Below are 16,760 nucleotides of genomic sequence, written 5' to 3' on the forward strand. Positions count from 1 at the left end.
CTAGCGCATCAGCGGACGGGTGAGCGCGTACAGCGCGAGCACGCCGGAGAGACAGAACATGACGGCGAGCAGCACAAGGCTCGCCCAATGGTGCGCCAAGGCAAACGACACAGACGGGGGTTGATATTTGAATTGCGGCACGCGCGCCCAGAGCTCGGGACCAGCCTTATAGGTGAAGTGCGCATTACCCAGGCGATCGGCGTGTTCGATCAGATCCTCACTGACGATGTTTTGAATCGTCCGCCGCTGGGTTTCGGCTGCGGTTGAAAAGTCGCGATGTTGCGAAAAGTCCGTTCCGGCAAAGCCCATCGAGAATCCGCGGAGGGCAACGATCGGGGCAACGAGACCGACCCATTCTTGCGCGCGCTGTTGACGCTCGAACGTGTCCCACAGCCTGCCGAAGTTCTCATCAAGGGCGCCGTAGCCGGCCTCGTCGTCGACCTTTAGTGCTGCTCCCCATTTGTTGAGCGGAACCGATGGATCCCACGGCATTCGTGCGCCGAAATGAGCTGACCAGGCCTTGCGGCCAGCGTCCGCCACGTCGTGCGCGAGATGATTGTCGAAGTCGAGCCGGGACGGAGTGGGATAAAGCAGATTCGCTGCTTCCGAGGCGGTGCGCGGAGCAATCAACGTTGCAGCGACCCAGAAGCTCAGCAGCAAGACCAGGGCCGCCCGCGATGATCGTACGAGAGCGGATACTCCGAGCGTCAGAAATATGAAAAAGCCGAGATAGAGCCCATATCCCACAGCGAGCCACGCGATCCGGTAGACCACGTCGAGCCGCTCTCCAGCGGGCAGGCGAGCCACGATGAGCACCGTAAAGGCGATGCCGACTGGAGCAGTCAGAACGCCGACGCAGCTCGCTAGCGCAGCCGCTTTGCCGAGCAGAAGGCTTCGCGCCGGTACGCCCAGGCTGAGAAGTTGGCGCAACGTTCCGCGTTCGCGTTCACCACTCACCGCGTTGAAGCCGATGACGATGATGAGCAGCGGGACCAAGACCTGGAGCAGCCAGGCCGGTGAGAGCTCGCCGAGCCGCTGCAATCCGGTGGCATCCTGAGCCGGTCGGAACTTGACTTCGCTCTGGCGATGCGCCTGAAGCCAGACGGTCGAGCCGACAAACGGCCCGATGCCGGGATCGAAGACGGTAAGCGCCGGTTCAGGCTTGAACACGTGCATACCCTGTTCAGCCGCATCGTGCGGGTGGCGGTAGCCTTGCTGAAGCCAGGCGTCATAGTCGAGGGCTTGCCCGGCCGACCGTTCGCTATTCAGCTGAACCTGCCGATTCAATCCGGCCGCGAGGGCCACCAGCATGAGGACGACGACCAGACCTCCAGCCCAGAGCAGGCGCCCATCGCGGGCCAGCTCACGCAGATCCTTGAGGGCGACGATTGCAAACACGTCAATTCTTCATGTGCTTGAGGTACAGCGTTTCGAGATCGGCGTGGCTGACGTCCTCGCTCCTGAGCTCCTCCACCAGCCGCCCGTGCTTCATGATGCCGATGCGGGTCCCGGTCTGCTTCGCGTGGAACAGATCGTGCGTCGTCGTAAACACCGCGACGCCGTCGTTGCTCGCCTTGACGAGAAGCTCGGAGAACTCATTGGCGGCAGATGGATCCAGTCCCGAGGTCGGCTCGTCGAGCAGGAGGGCCTTGGCGTTCTTGGCCAGCGCGATGGCAATGCCCACCTTCTGGCGCATGCCTTTGGAGTAGGTCGCGACCCTGTCGTCGGCTGCCTGGCGAGGCAGACCCGCGGCTTCGAGCAGCTCAAGCAGCCGCGGCCGCGGCAAGTGCTCACCAATTGCCAGCGACGAGAAGAATGCCAGGTTTTCCAAACCTGTGAGCACGCCATAAAGCGTAACCTGTTCGGGAATATAGGCGAGCAGCCGCTTCGTCTCGAGAGGCTGGCGCACCACGTCAAGCTTGCCGATCTGCAGGCTCCCGGACGTCGGTTGTAGAAAATTCAGGAACAGGTTGATCAGCGTCGTCTTGCCTGCGCCGTTGGCCCCGAGCAGGCAGTAGATCTCGCCGGGCTGTACACTGAGGGAAACTTTGTCCAAAGCGCTCTTGGCGCCGAACTGTTTCGTCACTTCAATAGCATCGAGCATGGATCCCTTGCCTCAATCGACCACCGCGCGGCGACGGTGTAGTGTGCGGTCCGCCAGCAGTGGCGAGGGATCACGCTGTAAGCGATGAAGCGGCCTCTTGACCAGTGTAATATTATAACATTACATCGCGGTTGCTGTGAAGCCTCGGTATGGGACGAGGTGGTTTGTGGGGGCGAGTGTGCGTTATCTGTTGAGTTCGGTTTCTCTTTCAACGCTTTTGATAGCGGCAGACGTTTTTTCTCTCGGCGTCGTCAAGGCGCAAGCTCAGGTGCCTTCGTCGTCAACCGGCCAGCCATCAACTTCGTTGCCGCCGGTCACCGTTGATGCGCCACAGCCGCGATCAACGCCCAGGGTGGCGACGCCGTCGCGCGCGCAGAGAGGTCGAGCCTCGCGTGCGAGCAGAAATCCGCGGTCGCCAACCACTGCCGAAGCGTCACCGCAGTCGCAAGGGCAACAGCAAGGGCCGACGACGCCGCTCAACACCAATGTCGTGGCCCAAGGCGCGAGCCGGCTCGGCCTGACGCCGCGCGAAACGCCGGCGACAGTCGAAGTCGTCGGCGCCGACACGATCCGCGAGCAGGGCTATCACACCACGATCGACACGGTGAAGGGTGCGACCGGCGTCCTTGCCGGCGACGCGCCGAACGACGTTTCGTTCGCGATGCGCGGCTTCCAGGGCAACCAGATCAACGTCACCTACAACGGCATCAATGTCGGCCCGACCGGCTTCACCTTTCTGACGGCGGAGACGTTCAATCTCGATCGCGTCGAGTTCTTGAAGGGGCCGTCGTCCCTGATGACGGGGCAAGGTGCGGTCGGTGGCTCCATCAACTACGTCACAAAGGCACCGCATACCGGTCCGATCCGAAACGAAGCGTTCGTCGGCCTCGATTCCTACGGCAGCTACCGGACCGGCTACGGCTCCGGCGGCAGCACCAACGTCAAGGGCCTGGACTATCGCTTCGACATCAGTCGCTCCGACGTCAAGGGCTTCATCGACGACACCGACACGCAGAATCTGCACGTCTCGGGCCAGCTCGATTATCGTCTCTCCGAGACGTTCAAGATGTTCGGAGCCATCGAGTACAAGGACTACAGGGCGCATGTCTACGAGGGCACGCCGCTGGTCCCGGTCTCCTATAGCGGTCCCTACGCCACCAGTGGAATTGTGTCGGGCGCCAAGGCGTCGGATTACAACCCAACTAACCTCGGCAACGTCACCATCGACAGCCGCACGCTGAACACGAACTACAACGTGCTCGACAACCACAAGTCCATCAAGGAAACTTGGGCGCGCGGCGGCTTCGAGTGGAATCTGAGCAATGACGTCACGCTGCGCAGCCAGACCTACGAATACAATGCCAGCCGCGACTGGTACAACAGCGAGGTCAGTGCCTTCAACAACGACCCGGCGCGGGTGAACAATCCCATCGACCGGGAGCGCTTCTTCGTTCATCACAATCAGAATACGATCGGCAACCACACCGATGTCACGTGGAATTCCAGTTTCCTTGGCATGGAAAACCGTCTCGTCACCGGTGTCGAGGCTTATCACCTCGAGTTCGCGCGGCCTGGAGCGGCGAACTTCCCGTACGATCAGGTGGCGTTGGTAGATCCGCAGCGAGGCTACTATGGCCTCCTAACGACGCAGCGTCAGACCGCGACGATCGACAGCGTCGCTTTCAATGTTGAAGACCGGCTGAAGCTGACGCCGACCTTCGCTTTGATCGGCGGCTTGCGCTACAATCCGTTCACGCTCGATCGCACTTCGACCGACGTCTCCGGTGTAAGCAAGGCCGGCTTCCCCTATTCGGCGAATTGGGATCCGGTCACGGGACGGATCGGGTACACCTGGGAGGCGCTTCCCGGGCTGACGTTCTACAGCCAGTACGCGACCGCGAGCGACCTGTCGGCCGGCAGCATCTTTCTATTGGGCCCGACGCAGAAGCTGACCCTCACGAATGCGCGCAGCTACGAGACCGGCGTCAAGAACCTGCTGTGGGACGGCCGGGCCGAATGGACGTTCTCCGCCTTCGACATCGAGCGCAACAACGTCTACACGGCGCAGGCCGGCCAGACGCTCAACCTTGCAGGAAAGGTCAAATCGCAAGGTGTCGAGTTCGCTGCGGCGGTTCGGCCGGTCCCCGAGCTCAAGCTCTGGGGCAACGTCGCCTACGTCCACGCCCGTTATGCGGATTATGATTTCACCGGCGGCTCATTCTCCGGCAACACGCCGCCCAACATTCCTGCATTGGTGGCGAACGGCGGAGCATCCTACCGCTTCCTCAATCCGGGCTGGCTGCCGGTCGAAGCTGGCTTCTCGGTGCGTCACGTCGGTGACCGCTACACCACCGATGCCAACACGGTGAAGATGCTGGCATATACGACGGCTGACGTATTTGCGTTCGTCGACATTCCGAAATCCCGGACGTTCCCCACGTTCGACAACACGCGGGTCACGTTCCGGGTCCGGAATCTCACGGACAAGATTTATGCTGCCTGGAGTGACCCATTCTATCCTGACCAGATCTTCCTGGGAGCAAGGCGAAGATACGAAATCGAGACGTCGTTCAAGTTCTGATGGCGGTCCGCTTGAGTTCCTGTCCATCGCTGGCTGAGCATTCCGCTATGCCTGCTGTTCTCGATCTCCCGTCTTGATGGCACGCCCAGACCTGCGTACGGCCCACGTTGTTGTTCCGTGCGCTTTGGGTGCAGCTTTCAGCGTCACAGGAATCCTGATTGCCTGGCGGCGACTGCGATTGGAATTTCGCTGATATCTGGAAATGATCTGCCCCGGGGCGCGGCAAGGCGGAGGCTTGATCGCCGGACCGGGAAACAGCGAGGTTGCTAGCGCCCGCGGAGGGGGAAGACCCATTAAGTCATGGACCGTGGCTCGTCTTTGCCACGGTCCGCGTCAGGCCAAGGCGGACCTGTGCCGCTGCGACGGGAAAATTCCTCGCAGCTCTCATTTACACTGCGGCTGATTTCGCTCGAGGCGATCAGGCCAGCGTCAGGGGGCCGTGATCGTCACAATGGTCGCCGTGGACGTGGTGCAAGCGTCCGTCGACGAGATAGTCGATGTGGTCCCCATGGGGCACTGCCTCATGTCCACAACCGGGGCCGTGGGTATGAGCGGCGCATTTCGTATCGGGCGTGCAGCGCTCAGGGTTTGTGGCGTCGACGGCGATCACATGCTCATCGACATGATCGCCGTGCATGTGATGCAGGTGACCGTCATGCAGATAGTCGACATGGCCGTCATGCCGGACGGCGGTATGTCCGCAGTTCGGACCATGCTGATGGGTGTGATTGGCATGGTGCTTCTCGTGACACGCGCTCATTGTTTACTCCTTCTGTGTTGATCCCGAATCGTCCGAGATCAGATGTTGTGCCTTTCGGCGGCATGTTCGATGGCGCTCTCAACCAGTCGAAGAACATGGTCATCGGAGAGCGCATAGTAGATGTGCTTCGCCTCTCGCCTGCGCTTGACCAGCCGCACCGCATGGAGCGTCTTCAGACGCGCCGATACCGTGGTCAAATTCTCCTCTTCCAACTCCGCCAGTTCCGACACGCAGACCTCGCCGCTGGCAAGGTGGGCCAGCAAACGCAACCGGGCTGGATCGCCGAGTGCGCGAAACATCGCAGATGCCTCCTCAAGCTGGAGGTCGCTCGGCAGCTTTGCGATCGGTCGTGGAGAATGGTGATGCGTATGGCGAGCCATTCAAAGTCCATCAATCCAACAAGTCATGGAGTATTGGTTTGACTGGGTGCTGTCAAGCCTGTCGCGGCGCCAGATTCCACGCCCAGGCTTGACTGCCATGCGTCTTCATGAAGGCTATATTGACGACGCGCCGGAAGGCCCGTTCGATGCCGCGGCCTGCCTGCTCACCTTGCATTTTCTGGCGCCCGACGAGCGGCGATGCACGTTGAGCGAAATACGACGTCGGCTGAAGCCGGGCGCGCCCTTCGTGACGGCTCATACCAGCTTCCCACAAGGTGGAGGAGAGCGGAATCTCTGGCTGTCGAGGTACGCCGCGTTCGCAATTGCCTCCGGTGTGGATCCCGAGCGCGCTCAGTCGACGCGTGGGATCGTCGAGACCAACCTGGATATGCTCATCCCCGAGCAGGACGAAGTGATTCTGCGGGAGGCTGGATTCTCCAATGTCAGCCAGTTCTACGCCGCCTTCACTTGGCGAGGATGGGTGGCGTACGCGTGATCCGCGTCGCATCCGTCAAGATCCAAGATCGGTTTCGCCTCCAAAAGCCTTCACCAATTCCTGCAACGTCACTTCGGGAATCGGCTTATGGATGCGGGCCAGACGCGGCTTCTCGCCGTTGATGAGGACCGCCACGACCGTCTCGGTGTCGGGGCAACCCTGATCGCTGCAATTCAACTCGGTCACGGAGATTGTGACGTCCTCCGTCAGGTCCAGGTGCCGGCGCGCTTCGTCCTTCAGCCGCGCGACGGATTCCGGGTATCCAATCTTCGCTTTGCGGGCGAACAGATTTACGAATGGCGATGACATGTCGTGCCTCAACCCGCCTGTTCAATTCGGTCCCGCATTGCGGATCAGATTTGGCAGGCCTCAAAACCCGTGCGCAACACGTCTTCCGGCAAATTCCTTCCGATGAAGACGAGGCGGCTCTCGCGCGGCTCGGTCTCTTTCCAAGGTCGCTGCGGGGCACCATCGATCAGCATGTGCACGCCCTGGACGACAAATCGGTCGGGGTCGTCCCTGAAAGCCAGAATGCCTTTCATGCGAAGGATGTCCACGCCGAGTTTCTGGATGATCATCTGAATCCATGGCAGGAAACGATCGGGGTCCAAGTCTCGGTTCGATTTCAGCGACAAGCTCTTGACGTGGCTGTCGTGCTCATGTGCGTGCGTTTCATTCATGAAGTCGGGCTCGAATTCCAGGATTCGATTCAGATCGAACGCATCCATGCCCATGACCTTGCCAAGCTCGACTGAGCACTTCTCGGTGTGATGCAGCTTGGCGTATGGGTTGATCTGTCGGATGCGAGCTTCAACCTGCTTGATTTCGTCTGAGGTTACCAGATCCGTCTTGTTGATGAGAATGACGTCGGCAAATGCGATCTGCTCCTGAGCCTCGTGCGCGCTCTCGATTTCGCCAAGCAGGTGCTTGGCATCGATGACGGTGACGATCGCGTCGAGCTTAGTCCTCTTGCGAACCTCTTCGTCGACGATGAATGTCTGCGCAACCGGCGCGGGGTCGGCGAGGCCTGTCGTTTCGACAATGATGCCGTCGAATTTACCCTTGCGCTTCATCAAGCCTTCGATGATGCGAATGAGATCTCCACGAACGGTGCAGCAGATGCAGCCGTTGTTCATTTCGAAGATCTCTTCATCGGCATTGACGATGAGGTCGTTGTCGATGCCGACCTCGCCAAATTCGTTGACGATCACCGCATAGCGCTTCCCGTGGGTCTCGGTCAGAATTCGGTTCAACAACGTGGTCTTGCCCGATCCGAGGTAACCCGTGAGAACAGTGACGGGCGTTTGAACGTCGAGGTTTGTCATCGTGAACACTCCGGGTCTGACGGGCCAAAAATCCACACGGCCTCGTCCAGTCTATCAGGGGATAGTATAATATACGATACGCATCGACAATCGTTATTCGGATAGCGCAGAGATCAAGGTCCGGAGGTTGGAACGAAATATGTCTAGATAGGTCGGTGCAGGGCCGTCGGGAGCCGAAAGCGAATCCGAGTAGAGCGTTCCACTGATAACCGCGCCGGTTTCGCTGGAACGTGGTTCGGCTTCGGAACAACGGAATATGCGATGGCCGGCCTCATGATCTGACGACCAGCGCGATTGCCAACCAAAGGATTGCTACCAACATTGTGATCGGAATGAGCCGGTGAGCGACGCCGGTGCGGAGCGGCGAAAAGCGAAGCCGCGACATATCGTTGTCGCGGATCGCGGCCGGCTTGGAGTTCGTGGCCGTCATTGTGCCCAACCGCTTCGTTCGAAAATGTTGTGCATGGCGTCCATTCACTGACGTTACATTATGACAGTTGCTTCTGTCGAAGGGGCCGTCAAGGCCTGCGTCTGGAACGGAGAGAAAACGAAAACAGGCTGATTCCGCACACTCCCACGACGGTCCTGCCAGCTCATTTCGGACAAATGCGTCGGCGTGCAAACAGACCCTGTTGGCTCATATAAGGGATTGCAATCGCGACGGCCCGCGCGCTCATGTTCCGACAAGTAGTTTGAGACCGACAGCACGGCTGCGCCTATCGCGATCACAAACGCTGCGGCAATCAGCACGAGCGCGACGGACGCAACTCTCGGTCTCTTCGGTCCGGCCAACGCATCGAACAATTGCTGGACGGCCTTGGGATCGATATCCCGACAGATGACGACAATGCGAGTTCGGCGATCTTCGGACGGCCATTGTTCAAGGCGGTGGAAGGGATAGACCTTGTGCTGCACCACATGAGTCAAAATTGGTCGATCGACATCATCCGAAACTGATATCAGGCCCTTGACGCGCAAAAGCCGGTCGCCAGCGGCTCCCTGGAGCAGGAAGAGAAATCCATCCAGATCCGTCTGTGAGACCGGCTCGTCTCTGATGATGCTGAACGTCTGTATCCGGCCGGCGTGGCGGCCCTTGGAGGTTGCGGCATGCCCGCCCGACTGCTCGGCTGCGAGCACGCGATCCAGCGCAAGCCAGTCTTCAACGTCCTCCTTGCGCTGCGAAGTCACGAATTCGCGAGCCTCGAACAGATGCGCGATGGCGAAACCGGCGCCGTGGCGGTCAATGACCTCCGCGGTTGGATTGATGTCGGCAAGTTGCCGGCGCAGGTCCTCAGTTGGAGCCCCTGCCATGTCCGTCTTGGTCAGGACGATCCGATCGGCAAATGCGATCTGCTTGAGGCACTCGAAATGTCGGTCCAGCGTTTGCTCAGCAGCCAGAACATCCACGACGCAGACAAAACCCGCCAAATGAAACCGCCGAGCCACCACGTGATCGCGCAAACCCGTGGCGGGCGCGCCGCCAGGAATGAGTTGGTTGACCACGGGGGCGGGATCCGCAAGACCTGTCGTCTCGACGATCACCCTTGAAAAGTTGCGGCCGAGTTGCTTCTGGACGCTCTCATGGAGTTCGAAGAGCGAGGTTCTGATGTCGCTGCCGGCGGTGCAGCACAGGCAGCCCATCGTCGTGATCATCAGCTCGCGTTCGCCGACGCGGACAAGATCGTGATCAATCGAGATGTCTCCGAACTCGTTGATGATGACGGCGGTGTCGCCGAATGCCGGGTCGCGGAGAAGGTCGTTCAGGAGTGTCGATTTGCCGGCACCGAGAAAGCCGGAAAGCACGATGACGGGTGTCGATTGTGCCGCAACCATCTAGGCGTGCGATCCGACGCACGCATTGCATTGTCCCTTGAGTTCAATGACTGCGGTTTCGATCTTGAAACCATGTTTGTCCGCTGTCGCTCTGAGACGCCGAAAGGCATCGGCTTCATCGAGTTCTTCCACGTTGCCGCAGTCGCGGCAGATTGCGAACACCGCAGCCCCATGCCGATGCTGGGTGTCAACGCAGGCGACGTAGGCGTTGATCGTCTCAAGCCGGTGAGCAACTCCCTGTTCGATCAGCTTGTTGAGGGCACGATAGACCGTTGGCGGCGCCGAAATCTCATGCTTGCGGGCGGCATCGAGGACTTCATAGGCCGTCATGGGCCCTCCTGCCGTCTGCAGGATACGCAAGATCTGCTGATGTTTTGGGGCCTTTGCATTCGCGCGCTTCATTGAGGTCTCCTCAACTCTTCAAAGGGCGGTTGACGGATGTTATAATATACGATTAAACCTGCGGCACAAGCGGAGGCTCATGATGGCTCGTCAAAATCTTCCTGTCACCGTTCTGTCCGGGTTCCTTGGCGCGGGCAAGACGACGCTCTTGAACCACATGCTCGCCAACCGCGAGGGACGCCGGATCGCGGTGATCGTCAACGACATGAGCGAGGTCAACATCGATGCGGAGCTTGTGCGCCAGGATGGAGGCCTCACGCGGACCGATGAAACACTGGTCGAAATGACCAATGGGTGCATCTGTTGCACGCTCCGCGAGGATCTGCTCATCGAAGTCCGGAAACTGGCTTCGAGCGGCCGCTTCGATGCCTTGGTGATTGAGTCGACCGGGGTTGGTGAGCCGCTACCAGTCGCGGCCACCTTCGAATTCCGGGACGAGGAGGGCGCCAGCCTTTCCGATGTTGCTCGCCTCGACACCATGGTGACGGTCGTGGATGCGGCCAGTCTGCTTGCGAACTACTCCAGTCAGGACTTCCTTCGGGATCGGGGCGAAGTTGCCGGCCCCGAGGACGAGAGGGCGCTCGTCGACCTTCTGGTCGAGCAAATCGAGTTTGCCGACGTGATCGTGCTCAACAAGGTTTCGGCGGCCTCTGCAGAGCATCTCGAAATCGCGCGCGCGATCATCCGGTCCCTGAACTCCGATGCCAGAATCATCGAGACAGATTTCGCGACTGTGCCTCTCGATCAGGTCCTGGGGACCAACTCCTTCGATTTCGAGAAAGCTCATCGCCACCCGCTCTGGTTCAAGGAGCTCAACGGCTTCAAGGACCACATCCCGGAGACGGAGGAATATGGCGTGCGGTCCTTCGTGTATCGTGCCCGCCGTCCGTTTCATCCCGCACGGTTCCAGGCTTTCTGCAATGAACCCTGGCCGGGGGTCATTCGCGCCAAGGGATTCTTCTGGCTCGCAACGCGCCCGAATTTTGTCGGCGAACTGGCGCTTGCCGGGGCCATGGTCCGAACGTCGAAACGGGGGCTGTGGTGGTCGGCCGTTCCGCAGCAGCGGTGGCCTGAGGATCCCGGCTGGCGTCAGAGCATGAAGCCCTATCTCGACCCGGTGTGGGGCGACCGGCGGCAGGAGATCGTGATCATCGGGATCGATCCGATGGACGAGGCGTCCATCCGTCGCCGTCTCGACAGCTGCCTGGTCGAAGAGTCCGATCATTTCACCCCGGAAGCGTGGCGCGGTTTGCCAGACCCATTCCCGTCCTGGACAAAGGACGCCGCATGACAAATCGAATGATCGGCCGCTCGCGGGAAGAGATGCTACACACGTCCGAAGCGGCAGACGCGTCAGCAGTACCACCCCGCTTCGACGAAGCGCGCGATCATATCGGCTTGGCGATCGAACGCATCGAGCGGGCAGGCATTCCGGCTGAAACGCTTCACGCGGTCTTGATGAGCGAGACGTTGCCGCGCTTGATCCATGAGCACGGGCCGCTTTGGGTCTCTGCCATGCTGGCACAGCTTTCCTCGGCGCTCATTCGCGATGCTGGATCCAAGCGTCAATAGACCAGTGTACCGAAGCCCGAGCGAGATTGGAGTTCCTGCGATGTCACGATATGCGCTTATCCTCACCGTCATCATGACGCTGTTTGGGATTCAGAGCGCCCGCGCTGGTAACAAGCTCGACGTCGTCGCGACGTTTTCCATCCTTGGCGATCTCGTGAAAAACGTCGGCGGCGACCGGGTCTACGTCAATACGCTTGTTGGGCCGAACGGCAACACCCACGTCTATACACCATCGCCTACGGACGCGAAGAAGCTCGCCGATGCAGGTGTCATCGTCGTGAACGGCTTGGGGCTCGAGGGCTGGTTGGACAGGTTGATCAGTGCCTCTGGAACAAAGGCGGCGATCATCGTTGCAACCGCGCGGATCAAACCGAAAGAGCGAGCCGCGAAGCCGGATGACGACGGTCATGGCAGCATCGATCCTCATGCATGGCAATCGGTCGCGAATGCAAAAACCTACGTCGAGAACATTCGCGATGGATTGGTTGCGGCCGATCCCGCGGGCAAGGCGGCGTATGAGGAGAACGCACGGCAATATCTCGCCCGTCTCGACCAGCTCGATCGTGACGTACGATCGACGATTTCAAACATCCCGGCCGACAAGCGGCTGATCGTTACGGATCATCGCGCGTTCGGATATTTCGAGCGGGAGTACGGCATCAAGTTTGCGTCGCCTCAGGGGCTTTCGACGGAAGCTGAACCCTCCGCGAAAGGCATGGCGTCGATCATTACCGCCATCAGGCAGAGCAAGGCACCTGCGGTATTCCTGGAAAACGTCACGGACCCGCGGCTCATGCAGCAGATTGCGACGGAAAGCGGTGCCAGGATTGGAGGCACGCTGTACTCCGACGCCCTCACGGATCAAAATGGCGATGCGCCCACATATATTGATCTCGTTCGGCACAATCTAAGGCAACTGTCCTCTTCCCTTTCAAACTGAATCGGGGCCATCGGTTGCACTCGCGCTGCTCCATGCGCGACTGCGTTCAAGGCTTCTGCTCGTCGCCGTCGGAAGCATGCTGGGAGGTGACGGCCCAAGCCTTCACGATAATGCAATCCCCTGGCGAAAGTAGTGCTCGGGATTTGGATCATCGCGGCCGTCGCGTCAAACGCACGAGCCTCTGGTGGAACTGGCTTCGAATTCCAGCGCGCATTCTTGGTCGCTGGCTCATTGCCATCCGACTGCTCTATGGCGGGTGTCGCCGATACGGAAACATAAAACCAAATCGCACCGCCCCCGGCCTGCGCCGAATGTCGTCCCTATCCAGCGGCTGGTCGCCTAACTCCCGAGCTCAAGCCGCAGAGTCCGCACTCAAGTTCCGTTTATCGATGGCTTGAGCTCGATCGCGTCCCAGCGCGCGCCTCGCTTATCCCCTTGCGTGGGCGGGTTTTTCACCAAGCGAGGAGGAACGCCAAGTGCCCAAATTTGATGGCAATTGCGCTGTGGCTTGGCGACGACTTCCAAATCAGATACTTGAAGCACTGAGAAGCGTTAGGACAGCGTTCTGATAGAATGGAGATCGGCAAATATTTCGAGGCCGACATAGCGTGACGGCAATTGCGAAAGACTGCAACTTCGTCGATGGGAGTCGAAAGTGATCCGGCGGGTCGGCGTCTACTGCATTGCAATCGCTGCAGGCATCGCCCTTCAGGCGCGCGCCGCGCAGGCTCACCCCCATGTCTGGATCAAAGTTGCCAGCGAGATCGTCTACGACGCGGATGGAGCAATCACTGGTATCCGGCACGCCTGGGCCTTCGATGATATGTTTACAGCCTATGCGCTTCAGGGGATCCACGCCAAGACGAGTGGCGCCTACAGTCGCGAAGAGTTAGACCCACTCGCGCGAACAAACATCAAATCGCTCAAGGATGCCGACTATTTCACCTCCGTAGAGGTTGATGGGCAAGAGCAAAAGCTTGCGGGCCCGATCGACTATTATTTCGAGTACAACAACGAGGCGTTGGTCCTGCATTTCACCCTTCCGTTTCAAACGCCGGTTAAGCCAAAGCAACTTGCTCTGGAAGTCTTCGATCCAGACTATTTCATCGAGTTTGCGTTGCAGGAACGAGAGCCGGTCCGGCTGGTCGGCGCACCCGCCGGGTGTACGGTGACGATCCACAGTCCGACCGACGACGAGAGCACGGAGAAGCTCAAGGGGCAAAATTCGTCAGGGAATGCCAATAGCAGTCTCGGAGCCGCATTTGCTGACCAGACCAGGGTCCATTGTCCGTGAGACTGCCTGGCGTTAGAACCCTGGCGACGGTTTCGGCCATTTTGCTCGTGGCTGCAGCGATGGATGGCCAGTCGCATATCTTGATGGCGCAGAATTCGTCCTCGCTAACTATGACGGAGTGCCGTTCGGGAAATGGGACCAACGCTCTTGAGATCCAGGGATTGCGCGTCTTTATCCAACGGGTTCTATTAGAAAGGACTGAGCCGCTCACGTTGCGAGATCGATGCAGGCGCAAAATTCGCATAGTCGCAGATGAATTCGTTAGCACACTAGCCGTGATCGGATATCAGGCAGTGTACTAATAGCATTGTGCGACGAATGCCCATTTTTGGTCGGACAACCCCAGTGGCACGACGACTAAGTCGTTGATTATTCTCAACCCGAAGCTGTCTCTTAATCGGCGGGTCCCAGGTTCGAGCCCTGATGCGCCCACCAAGCAAATCAATGACTTGGCGAGAAAAAATCGTTTGAGCAGCTCAGCTCAATGCGTGACCGGCTAGCCCGTACACCCATGGCTCATTTTCCTTGCGGTTCAGGAATGGCCGGCCCTTAGACATCGTCGTGACGGTCTCGGCGATCGCGAGGCGGCTCTGTTGAAGGAAGTCGGCAAACAGACCCGTCTGCTCCCGCGTATCGACGCGGACGAATTGTCCCGCGAGATCCCTCAGATGCACGGCGGTGAGATGGATCGCGTCACAATCGTTGCTGGCGACGATCGGGCCGATCACATGACCGCGCCCGAATTCGCGCTTCATCGAAAAACCGACGGCCTCTCCGCCGCGGCGCAAGACGGAGATTGACGCGCCTTCGGAAAGCAATGCGAGCAGCTTCTGCCGGTTAGTTCCGAAGGCGCGTTCATCCAGTGCCGCGATCTCTCCGATGCTCGCCGTAGACAGTGAAGTTAATTCACCGTCGAGAGCCGGCACCGGCGGAGGTGGTGAGACGAGTTCTCCCTGCCACATATATGCGGTGGCTTCCTTCGTGAACCCCAGCGACAGATACAGGTGATAGGCGGCATGGGTTGAGTTGAGGGCCAAATTTCGGTCGCCACACCGCTCGAAAACCTGCTCCATGAGCCAGCGGCCAGTACCTTGTGCCTGGGTTCGGGGCGATGTGATCACCAGGCCGATCGTCGCGAATTCCTGGCTGTAAGGGAACCACATCGCGCTGCCGAAAACGCGGTCTATGCCATCAACGGCGACGATGCCGTGACCGGCGCGGCGCAGGAAATCCCAGTCCTTGGGGCGATGCGGCCAGCCGACACCGATCGAAAGCGCGTGGAGCAGCTTCACATCAACGTCGTTGATGTCCTTGGCCACCAGTTCAAAGGACTTCACGCGTACCGTTCGTCCCATTTAGCTCATCCATTCCTTTGCGGGGCTCAAAGCCTGCGGCCTTTGTCCGCCGGCCTTCTGCTGCGTGCCGCACACGCCCTCTTTTGCAGCAGCATAGCGCGGAACGCTAGCAGGTTTCGCCTGTTTGGCAGGCGGTATTCGGAATGTTTCGCCGCCAGTGCAACTCGATTCAGCAGGGAAAGCTACTGGTTGCCGCCTATCGATATCCGGCAACAGCACGCAGGGTGAGCCCCAGTGAACGTTGAAGGCTTCGCTGGAGGGCTTGCCGCCTTTCCAGCCCTCGGTGGCCGGCCAGGCCGGTCTCAACGCGCCGAATCCCGTGCGGGGACCTGAGAGGACCACGTCGATGGCGTTCCTTTTCAATTCCGATGCTGCTCGGGCGGCTGTTTTCCGGCAGGCCTTTGCGCGCGAGCTCCCTGATCACGGGTTCTATCATTCCAGCGAATGCTTCGAGCCGGAAAAGATACGGTACCTAATAACCTGGAACGCGCCAGACGACGTCTCGCGCTTTCGAAATCTGGAAATGCTCTTTTCCATCGGCGCCGGGGTCGACCAGTTCAAGCCAGAGACCATACCTGGCCACATCAAGCTCGTGCGCATGGTCGAGGATGGCATCATACGCATGATGCAGGAGTATGTCGTGCTTGGGGTGCTGACACTCCATCGCGAGATGCTTGCCTATCGGGAGCAGCAGGGAAGAGGCCTTTGGCAGGCTCTTGCAACGACCCAGGCTGCCGATCGGCGCGTCGGCTTTCTGGGCCTCGGCATGTTGGCGCAAGCTGCGATTGATCGCCTCAAGCCGTTTGGATTTCCGCTTGCCGCGTGGAGCCGCAGCAACAAGACGATCGAGGGCGTCGCCTGCTTCCACGGCGATGGTCAGCTTGACAGCTTCCTGAAAGGAACGGACATTCTCGTCTGTCTCCTGCCCCTGACGGAGCAAACAAGCGGCATCTTGAACGCACAGCTGTTCTCTCTCCTGCCGGCTGGAGCAAGGCTGCTTCATGTCGGCCGCGGTCCGCAGCTTGACCAGGGCGCACTCATCGAAGCACTCGACAGCGGGCGCCTCGCCGCAGCGATGCTCGACGTGACCGATCCCGAGCCGCTGCCGGAAGCCCATGCGCTCTGGTCGCATCCGAAGGTAATCATCACGCCGCATATCGCGTCCGTGACGCAGCCGCATACGGCCGCGCAATCCGTCATAGAGAACATCCGGCGCCACCGCGCCGGACGAAATCCGATCGGCCTCGTCGATCGAACGCTCGGCTACTAACAGGAAAGATGCCATGTCACTTTTGATTGCCATCGACACCAATCCGGATTTTCTACCGAAGAAGGCCGTGCCGGATCCGGAACGGCTCATTTCGGGCAATCCGTCCTTCAAGACCTGGACGCAGGACGCCTCGAAGGGTGAGAAAGTGCTGACGGGCGTCTGGGAGGCAACTCCCGGCGAGACCCATTCGATCAAGGGCACCACCTTCGAGTTCTGCCACATCATCTCGGGTCTTATCGAAGTCGAGGAAAAGGGTGGCGATACGAAGACTTTCCGCGCCGGCGACAGCTTTGTAATGAAGCCGGGCTTTGTCGGGGTCTGGCGCACGATCGAGACCGTGCGAAAGATTTATGTCTGCCATTATGACTGAGCACGGTGCGCGACGGCGGCGTCACTGAACGACGGCCAGAACAATCGACTTTCGAGATCCCGTCTGACCGGATTCGAC

The 16,760-nt window shown here is 59.6% G+C and carries 17 protein-coding genes; 8 read left to right on the forward strand and 9 right to left on the reverse strand.

Annotated elements, in window-relative coordinates:
* Window positions 1–1,398, reverse strand: coding sequence for an ABC transporter permease subunit (locus AC24YW_RS33585; RefSeq protein WP_487486710.1), 1,398 nt, complete (start codon window positions 1,396–1,398; stop codon window positions 1–3).
* 1 nt (window position 1,399) lies between these two features.
* Complete coding sequence (locus AC24YW_RS33590; protein WP_487486711.1) at window positions 1,400–2,104, reverse strand: ABC transporter ATP-binding protein; 705 nt, start codon at window positions 2,102–2,104, stop codon at window positions 1,400–1,402.
* Window positions 2,105–2,594: 490 nt separating this feature from the next.
* Here AC24YW_RS33590 and AC24YW_RS33595 point away from each other — a divergent pair, with 490 nt between their 5' ends.
* The gene (locus AC24YW_RS33595) at window positions 2,595–4,685 is read left to right on the forward strand and encodes a TonB-dependent receptor (RefSeq protein ID WP_487486712.1); all 2,091 of its coding nucleotides are present in this window, start codon (window positions 2,595–2,597) and stop codon (window positions 4,683–4,685) included.
* 418 nt (window positions 4,686–5,103) lie between these two features.
* Here AC24YW_RS33595 and AC24YW_RS33600 read toward each other — a convergent pair whose 3' ends face one another.
* The gene (locus AC24YW_RS33600; RefSeq protein WP_487486713.1) at window positions 5,104–5,445 is read right to left on the reverse strand and encodes a hypothetical protein; all 342 of its coding nucleotides are present in this window, start codon (window positions 5,443–5,445) and stop codon (window positions 5,104–5,106) included.
* A gap of 38 nt (window positions 5,446–5,483) precedes the next feature.
* A complete protein-coding gene (locus tag AC24YW_RS33605) occupies window positions 5,484–5,744 on the reverse strand; it encodes an ArsR/SmtB family transcription factor (protein WP_487486714.1) in 261 nt (86 codons plus the stop codon).
* 106 nt (window positions 5,745–5,850) lie between these two features.
* Between AC24YW_RS33605 and AC24YW_RS33610 the strand changes: the two genes are divergently transcribed.
* Complete coding sequence (locus AC24YW_RS33610) at window positions 5,851–6,321, forward strand: class I SAM-dependent methyltransferase (protein ID WP_487486715.1); 471 nt, start codon at window positions 5,851–5,853, stop codon at window positions 6,319–6,321.
* A gap of 15 nt (window positions 6,322–6,336) precedes the next feature.
* Here the strand turns inward: AC24YW_RS33610 and AC24YW_RS33615 are convergent, their stop codons facing one another.
* The 4 genes from AC24YW_RS33615 to AC24YW_RS33630 form a co-directional block, all read right to left on the reverse strand.
* Window positions 6,337–6,630: a hypothetical protein gene (locus AC24YW_RS33615; protein ID WP_487486716.1), complete on the reverse strand. Its 294-nt coding sequence runs from the start codon at window positions 6,628–6,630 to the stop codon at window positions 6,337–6,339.
* A 44-nt stretch (window positions 6,631–6,674) separates the two neighbouring features.
* Window positions 6,675–7,646 carry a CobW family GTP-binding protein gene (locus tag AC24YW_RS33620; protein WP_487486717.1) on the reverse strand — a complete coding sequence of 324 codons (972 nt, stop codon included), beginning with the start codon at window positions 7,644–7,646 and terminating at the stop codon, window positions 6,675–6,677.
* Between the two features lie 483 nt (window positions 7,647–8,129).
* Window positions 8,130–9,479 (reverse strand): CobW family GTP-binding protein, encoded by a 1,350-nt coding sequence (locus AC24YW_RS33625; RefSeq protein WP_487486718.1) that lies wholly within the window; start codon window positions 9,477–9,479, stop codon window positions 8,130–8,132.
* Window positions 9,480–9,881, reverse strand: coding sequence for a Fur family transcriptional regulator (locus AC24YW_RS33630; RefSeq protein ID WP_487486719.1), 402 nt, complete (start codon window positions 9,879–9,881; stop codon window positions 9,480–9,482).
* An 82-nt stretch (window positions 9,882–9,963) separates the two neighbouring features.
* On the opposite strand from AC24YW_RS33630, the gene AC24YW_RS33635 reads away from it, so the two are divergent.
* From AC24YW_RS33635 to AC24YW_RS33650, 4 genes are all read left to right on the forward strand, one after another.
* Window positions 9,964–11,172 (forward strand): GTP-binding protein, encoded by a 1,209-nt coding sequence (locus AC24YW_RS33635; protein WP_487486792.1) that lies wholly within the window; start codon window positions 9,964–9,966, stop codon window positions 11,170–11,172.
* A complete protein-coding gene (locus AC24YW_RS33640; protein ID WP_487486720.1) occupies window positions 11,169–11,453 on the forward strand; it encodes a hypothetical protein in 285 nt (94 codons plus the stop codon). Before AC24YW_RS33635 ends, AC24YW_RS33640 begins: the two co-directional genes overlap by 4 nt.
* A 40-nt stretch (window positions 11,454–11,493) precedes the next feature.
* Window positions 11,494–12,393: a metal ABC transporter substrate-binding protein gene (locus AC24YW_RS33645; protein ID WP_487486721.1), complete on the forward strand. Its 900-nt coding sequence runs from the start codon at window positions 11,494–11,496 to the stop codon at window positions 12,391–12,393.
* A 658-nt stretch (window positions 12,394–13,051) separates the two neighbouring features.
* Entirely contained in the window at window positions 13,052–13,687 is a 636-nt protein-coding gene (locus tag AC24YW_RS33650) for a DUF1007 family protein (protein WP_487486793.1), read from the forward strand.
* A 476-nt stretch (window positions 13,688–14,163) separates the two neighbouring features.
* On the opposite strand, the gene AC24YW_RS33655 is transcribed toward AC24YW_RS33650, so the two are convergent.
* Entirely contained in the window at window positions 14,164–15,042 is an 879-nt protein-coding gene (locus AC24YW_RS33655) for a GNAT family N-acetyltransferase (protein ID WP_487486722.1), read from the reverse strand.
* A 346-nt stretch (window positions 15,043–15,388) separates the two neighbouring features.
* Between AC24YW_RS33655 and AC24YW_RS33660 the strand changes: the two genes are divergently transcribed.
* Entirely contained in the window at window positions 15,389–16,312 is a 924-nt protein-coding gene (locus tag AC24YW_RS33660; protein ID WP_487486723.1) for a 2-hydroxyacid dehydrogenase, read from the forward strand.
* Between the two features lie 13 nt (window positions 16,313–16,325).
* Window positions 16,326–16,682: a cupin domain-containing protein gene (locus tag AC24YW_RS33665; protein WP_487486724.1), complete on the forward strand. Its 357-nt coding sequence runs from the start codon at window positions 16,326–16,328 to the stop codon at window positions 16,680–16,682.
* Window positions 16,683–16,760: the final 78 nt, after the last annotated feature.

This window comes from Bradyrhizobium sp. USDA3516 (genome assembly GCF_057651995.1).

Bases quoted from the DNA above. Each gene is read 5' to 3' on its own strand.
- AC24YW_RS33625 (WP_487486718.1), bottom strand. From the start codon at position 9,479: ATGGTTGCGGCACAATCGACACCCGTCATCGTGCTTTCCGGCTTTCTC.
- AC24YW_RS33640 (WP_487486720.1), top strand. From the start codon at position 11,169: ATGACAAATCGAATGATCGGCCGCTCGCGGGAAGAGATGCTACACACG.
- AC24YW_RS33645 (WP_487486721.1), top strand. From the start codon at position 11,494: ATGTCACGATATGCGCTTATCCTCACCGTCATCATGACGCTGTTTGGG.
- AC24YW_RS33590 (WP_487486711.1), bottom strand. From the start codon at position 2,104: ATGCTCGATGCTATTGAAGTGACGAAACAGTTCGGCGCCAAGAGCGCT.
- AC24YW_RS33665 (WP_487486724.1), top strand. From the start codon at position 16,326: ATGTCACTTTTGATTGCCATCGACACCAATCCGGATTTTCTACCGAAG.
- AC24YW_RS33630 (WP_487486719.1), bottom strand. From the start codon at position 9,881: ATGAAGCGCGCGAATGCAAAGGCCCCAAAACATCAGCAGATCTTGCGT.
- AC24YW_RS33655 (WP_487486722.1), bottom strand. From the start codon at position 15,042: ATGGGACGAACGGTACGCGTGAAGTCCTTTGAACTGGTGGCCAAGGAC.
- AC24YW_RS33620 (WP_487486717.1), bottom strand. From the start codon at position 7,646: ATGACAAACCTCGACGTTCAAACGCCCGTCACTGTTCTCACGGGTTAC.
- AC24YW_RS33610 (WP_487486715.1), top strand. From the start codon at position 5,851: ATGGAGTATTGGTTTGACTGGGTGCTGTCAAGCCTGTCGCGGCGCCAG.
- AC24YW_RS33615 (WP_487486716.1), bottom strand. From the start codon at position 6,630: ATGTCATCGCCATTCGTAAATCTGTTCGCCCGCAAAGCGAAGATTGGA.
- AC24YW_RS33605 (WP_487486714.1), bottom strand. From the start codon at position 5,744: ATGTTTCGCGCACTCGGCGATCCAGCCCGGTTGCGTTTGCTGGCCCAC.
- AC24YW_RS33660 (WP_487486723.1), top strand. From the start codon at position 15,389: ATGGCGTTCCTTTTCAATTCCGATGCTGCTCGGGCGGCTGTTTTCCGG.
- AC24YW_RS33600 (WP_487486713.1), bottom strand. From the start codon at position 5,445: ATGAGCGCGTGTCACGAGAAGCACCATGCCAATCACACCCATCAGCAT.
- AC24YW_RS33635 (WP_487486792.1), top strand. From the start codon at position 9,964: ATGGCTCGTCAAAATCTTCCTGTCACCGTTCTGTCCGGGTTCCTTGGC.